At 63.5% G+C, this 3,505-nt stretch carries 3 protein-coding genes and 1 tRNA gene; 2 read left to right on the top strand and 2 right to left on the bottom strand.

What is annotated here, in order from left to right; all coding sequences use genetic code 11:
* The first annotated feature begins 132 nt into the window (after window positions 1-132).
* Window positions 133-208, top strand: a tRNA-Arg gene (locus ACESNG_RS08485).
* 118 nt (window positions 209-326) lie between these two features.
* Here the strand turns inward: ACESNG_RS08485 and ACESNG_RS08480 are convergent.
* Together ACESNG_RS08480 and ACESNG_RS08475 are read right to left on the bottom strand one after the other, a co-directional pair.
* On the bottom strand, window positions 327-1,298 hold the full coding sequence (locus tag ACESNG_RS08480) for a tyrosine-type recombinase/integrase (protein ID WP_373068563.1): 972 nt from the start codon (window positions 1,296-1,298) through the stop codon (window positions 327-329).
* Window positions 1,299-1,486: 188 nt separating this feature from the next.
* Window positions 1,487-2,359 carry a hypothetical protein gene (locus tag ACESNG_RS08475; RefSeq protein WP_373068561.1) on the bottom strand — a complete coding sequence of 291 codons (873 nt, stop codon included), beginning with the start codon at window positions 2,357-2,359 and terminating at the stop codon, window positions 1,487-1,489.
* Window positions 2,360-2,597: 238 nt separating this feature from the next.
* Between ACESNG_RS08475 and ACESNG_RS08470 the strand changes: the two genes are divergently transcribed.
* Complete coding sequence (locus ACESNG_RS08470) at window positions 2,598-2,816, top strand: helix-turn-helix domain-containing protein (RefSeq protein ID WP_373068559.1); 219 nt, start codon at window positions 2,598-2,600, stop codon at window positions 2,814-2,816.
* Window positions 2,817-3,505: the final 689 nt, after the last annotated feature.

The raw sequence follows: 3,505 nt of genomic DNA, 5'->3' as shown, positions 1-3,505 counted from the left end.
TTGGCGCGGACCCTACGGCGCGTCACTGGGCCGGAGGCCGGAGAGACGTCGGCTGGTCGACGAGACGGCAGTTGGTTTCGGTCTCAGCAGGTTTTCGCTGCGTAGGGAGCAACCGGTAGGGTCATGGCTCCTGCGCGCGTAGCTCAATTGGATAGAGCCTCTGATTACGGATCAGAAGGTTGGGGGTTCTAGTCCCTCCGAGCGCGCTACACAGAAGTCCTGGTCAGAGCCCCCCAAGGGGGTCCCTTCCACTCTGCCGCTTCGCCTGTCGCCAACGCTGACAGCCAATCTGACAGCTATCGGCTTGCCAGTTGATCCCGTCGGCTCTAGGCCCCTGCGCCATCATTCAGGAGCGCTCTGTCCATCGCATCTGCTCCGGGCCTCAGCATCTCGGGGCGGAGATTCAGATAGATGTCCTTGGTGATCGCCAGCGACGAGTGTCCGAGGATCTCTGAGATCTGTTCGAGGGGCACTCTTTGCTCGTACAGAACCATCGCGGTCGAATGGCGCAAGGCGTGGAACCGTCGCTTGGGGATTCCGGCCTCAAGGCACATCACCTGAAACTGCTTGTAGGCGTTGTCGCCATCGAGCGGGGTTCCGGTTGGCGTCGTGAAAACAAAGCCCTGCTCATTCCAGAGCGCCCCCGCGACCAGCCGCTCCGCTGTCTGGTCGTTCCTGCGGCGTTCGAGCGCCTGTGCGCACAGGCTCGGAAGGGGCACCCGTCGACGGCTACCGGGGGTCTTAGGTGAGTCCACGAAGTAGCCGCCTCCCTTCCGGCGCTTCAGCGTCCCCTCCACGCTGAGAAGTCGTCCATCGAAGTCGATGTTCTCCCACTTCAATCCGAGGGCCTCACCTCGACGCAGCCCCATTCCCAGCGCCACGACAACGAGTGCCTCAAGGCGGTAGCCCTCGATCGCCTTCAACAGCGACTTGGCTTCGTCAGTCGTCAATGCATCATCAGTGCGCGAAGCGCGTTTCGGTGGTGCCGGGACGAGCTTCACCATGTTGCGGCTCACGCGCTCGGTCTGCTCGGCGTAGCCCAGCGCACGGGATAGGACCGCCCGCGCAGATCTCACAGTGCTGGCGCTGAGCCCCCTTGTGATCATGTCCGCCTGCATCCTCTCGATGTGACTGGGACCGAGATTGGCCAGCTTGACGCCGCCCAGCGCTGGCACGACGTAGTGGTTCAGGGTCCACTCGTACTGCTCGGCAGTGGACGGCTTGATCCCTGACTTGCCGAGCACGTTCGCGACGTACCAGGCCAGGTATGACTCGACGGTCTGACGTTCGCTCGGCACGGGGCGCCCTTCGGCAATCCCTCGCTCGACGGCCTTCTTCTTTCGCAGGACCTCTCGTTCGGTGGACCCGTAGATCCACTTGCGGCGCGTTCGGCCGCTTTGGTCAACGTACGGGATCTGAGCGACCCAGCGGCCATCTGACTCTCGCTTGTAAATCGACCCTTCCCCGTGCGCACGCCTCGCCTTCGTCACGTCGATTCCCTCTCGCTCTTCGTCGCGTTCTTCGCTCGCTCTGCGGCCCGCCGTTTGCGCGCCGAGTCCCGCTTTGCCGCATCGATACGACAGGCCTTCTCCGGGCATCGCGTCGGACCGTCTCCTCGACTCCGCCGCTTCGGGACGTACACCAGGCCGCATTCACTGCAGATCGCCAAGCCTTCGCTACGAGCGACGGCCAACGCAACCTGAATGCCGAGGGCACCGAACAAGGTCCCGCCAGCCATGTCGAAGTGCGGTCTGTCCTCCCACACGTACCTGAGTCGGACATCCCCGATCGTGAGCCACTGTTCGACCACGAAGGCGAGCAGTCGTCGCTGCTCAGACAGGTTCCGATCCGACACCTCAAGCTTGATCCGTTCCGCCTCCGCAGGCTTGACGGTGTGGGGCCGGGTCGACCCATCGGCGAGTTCGAAGATCAGGGGGTCCTCGCGCTGATTCTCAAGGACCGACGGGATCAGGGACGGAGCGAGCCCCGTCAGCGGCTTCCACATCTCCGGCGGAACGCCTTCGCGCTGATTCCGCCTACGCCGATCTACTTCTCGGGCCGGTACTGCCCCCTTCTGAGACTGATGGAGTCGAGCGGCAATGTTCAGAATGGCTTGGGCCATCTTCGAATAGGACCTCCAAGCCTCCAGAGGCTCACGGCGGGTTCCCGTCGAGGATCGGCCGGGAAGGCAGAACGAGGCCTCGGTGGCCCACGGCGAGTAGCGCTGGGGAAGGTGACTCGACGGCAGTCCGTGTGCTGAGCAGATCTCCAGGACCCCGAACCGCTGTGCGTACCGCGCGATGAGTTGGCCGTCGGTGTCCTCGCAGAGGCGAACGAAGCGTTCGAGCAGGCCTTCCAATGAACCGTCGTAGCGCTGCGTCCCCCCCGCCCACTCGATGAATTCACCGTTGCGAACAACGGCGAGCGGCCTCATCCACCCCTTGAAGTCAGTCGGCCGCTCCAGTCGGAGCCCCTGGCCAGCTTTCATGCCCGCCAACTCGATCTCAATGTCATCGAGCATCGCTGTTCCTCCCCCGGTAGATGCGTAGAACCCAAGTAGAGCCTTGTTCCCTTCACGAGGCGTGCACCTTTGGGGCATGAACACACACCGAGAGCACGAAAACGGCGCCGGCCCGCCTGAGCGCTACCTCTACACGGCGGCAGAAGCAGCGGATCTTCTGGCGGTCGGTCGGACAAGCGTCTACGAGTTCATGGCCGACGGACGGCTGCCGTCCGTGAGGATCGGCCGTCGACGTCGGATCAAGGCAGCCGACCTCCGGGCCTTTGTCGAAGACCTGGCGCACGATGAGGGCTGACGGCCGCGAGGCAGGCGGCGAGGGCGCGTCGGCCCTCGTCCGCTTTCCCAAGAAATCCAGATCGCCCCTGGCGGGTCTCAGCCACGACATGGCGAGTCAACTGACTTGAATCTCGGCTTTGGTGACTCCAACCTGAGCGATGTGACCGAGTCCCGACGATCTGGGTGTCCAGAACCGCTACCACACCCTCATATGCGCAACGTGGAGGGTGCGTCGACTCGTTGGGTGGGGCCGTGTGTCGCCGCGCCACAGGTGTCTGCCATCGACTCGGCCTTGTCCTGTGCTTGTCAAGCACAGGGAGTTACCAACACACCCTGTAGAGCAGGGGTGATCCTGTGATGATCATGGAAGCCCCCCCTACGCGTCTCTCTCCTCGCCTCGCCATCGGCTCACTCAGCATTCGATCGGGTGAAGAAGCAATGAGGCGCGCTGAGGAACCGTCCCTCTTCCCCAGCCCTAATGGTCCATGGCAGACCGAGGTACATGCCACTACCTGGCTCACCGCAGGGGAGGTGTATCTGCGCTACCGGTCGACCAAGGACCCCGCCAACCGACCTGGTTGCTGGCCTCGGAAGGCTCGCGACGTGCAAGCAGAGGGTGACACGGCCGCGATCCTAAAGATGACCCGGTACGCGGCTGCAAACGGACTGGTCAACCTGGTCACCCTCACCCACAACGAGGCCCATGTG

The sequence above is a fragment of the Gemmatimonas sp. genome, assembly GCF_041689975.1.
GTDB lineage: Bacteria > Gemmatimonadota > Gemmatimonadetes > Gemmatimonadales > Gemmatimonadaceae > Gemmatimonas.
The sequence above is the reverse complement of the archived record's forward strand: the minus strand, read 5'-3'. Positions and strand labels throughout refer to the sequence as shown.

Excerpts from the sequence above, each read along its gene's own strand:
- ACESNG_RS08470 (WP_373068559.1), top strand. The coding sequence starts at position 2,598 with ATGAACACACACCGAGAGCACGAAAACGGCGCCGGCCCGCCTGAGCGC.